This is a genomic window from Italian clover phyllody phytoplasma str. MA1 (assembly GCF_000300695.1).
Taxonomy (GTDB): Bacteria; Bacillota_I; Bacilli_A; order Acholeplasmatales; family Acholeplasmataceae; genus Phytoplasma.
Window position 1 is genome coordinate 1 of record NZ_AKIM01000047.1, and the last position, 1,594, is coordinate 1,594.

Annotated in this window: 1 protein-coding gene and 2 pseudogenes; all 3 read left to right on the top strand. The window is 30.1% G+C overall.

Annotated elements, in window-relative coordinates; all coding sequences use genetic code 11:
* A pseudogene (locus RI01_RS03670) lies at nt 1-606 on the top strand (hypothetical protein); the annotation flags it as partial.
* Between the two features lie 113 nt (nt 607-719).
* Nucleotides 720-998, top strand: a complete 279-nt coding sequence (locus tag RI01_RS02160; protein WP_017193027.1) for a hypothetical protein — start codon at nt 720-722, stop codon at nt 996-998.
* 88 nt (nt 999-1,086) lie between these two features.
* Nucleotides 1,087-1,594 (top strand): annotated as a pseudogene (locus tag RI01_RS02165) (hypothetical protein); the annotation flags it as partial.

Genomic DNA, 1,594 nt, shown 5'->3' on the forward strand with positions numbered 1-1,594 from the left:
ACTAATAATCCAGGTTTACAAGAAGCTATTCGTCAAAAAGAAGCGCATATTCAAAAATTAAAAGACGAACAAAAAAAATTAGCACTTAAAGAACAAGGTTATCAAACTAATATTCAACAATTAGAACAAGAAAACACTAATTTAAAAGAGAAATATCATTATGATTTAAATCAAGTAAAAGTGAAATTGGCTGAGAAAAATAAAGAAAATGAAGACTTAATCCAGGAAATTACTCAAATTAAAGCTGATTTAGAAAAAAATGGTAATATTGACCAAGCTCTTCAAAATCAATTAACTATCAAACAAGAAGCGTTAAAAATTACTAAAGAAAGAGTCCAACAATTAGAAGAACACGAAAAAGAATTACAAAATACTATTAAACAAAAAGATGAAGAAATAAATGCATTACAAAAAACTATTGAAGCACAAGCAACGGAAATTAACCGTTTAAATGCGATCATTAAACAACAAATGGATCTTTATGTCCAACAAGGGCAAAAAATTAAAAATTTAGAAACTCATATTCAAACCTTAGATAAAACTATTAAAGATCTAGAAGATAAAAATACTACTTTAGGGGAAGAAAACCAACATCTTAGGATATAATCGCTGGTTTAAACATTGAGGTCGCCAAATCCAAACAAGAATTAGCTGATGAAAAAACCGCTCATCAAGAGACACAAGAAGAGTTAGATAAGCAAGTTGCAAAATATAAAGAATTGGAAACAATCAACGAGGCTTTAAAACAACAATTAAAGCATAAAAAAGATTTATGGGATAAAGCAAAAAATAAATTAAATGATACAGTTATTGAGTCAGGTGCTACAGCTGTAGGAGGCGTTATTGGTGGTCTGGCTGGACCTGGTGGTATTGCAGTTGGTTCAGGCATAGGCGGAGCAATAGGTAAAGGTATTACTTTCGTTAAAAATACTGACAAAGATGATTGGAGCGAAACCTGGAAAAATATTAAAAGTTGGTGGTCTTATAATCATTATTAACCATATCCAAAATAGTTTATTCATTTTATTGTTATTATGTTATTATTATTAATAAATCATTAAAAAAAGGAGTTCTAAAAAAAATATTATGTCAAAAAAACGTTTATTATTTATTGTTATGTTTAGTACTTTAGGGTTTTTATTATTATTCATTATGGTTATAATTTTAGCGGTCATATTCAGTCCTAAAAAAACTCCTGTGGGGCCTATTCCTGCCTCAACTGTTGAGGTAAAAAGAGAATGGTTTAAAACCGCAGACATAGCAGACAGAACTGAATATATTGATAGTGGTAAAACTTTTAAAATAATAGATATCAAAGGGCAAAAAGGACAAAGTTATCCCATTACTAAAGAAAACCAACCATCTTTAAATAACCAAGGTAAATGGATGATGCCAGGAGTTAAGGAAGCAGGCACGCCCATGATAGAAGCAGTTTATACTTTTTATGGTTTAGAAGGTTTAGGTTATTACGCTAAACAAATCGCTTTAAACGAACAAAAGATCGCAGCCTTAAAAGAAAAATACCACCAAACCCCTTTATTAGAAATTGTAGCTTTAAAAAAGGAAATCGAAACTTTAGGGGTCGAGACTTATG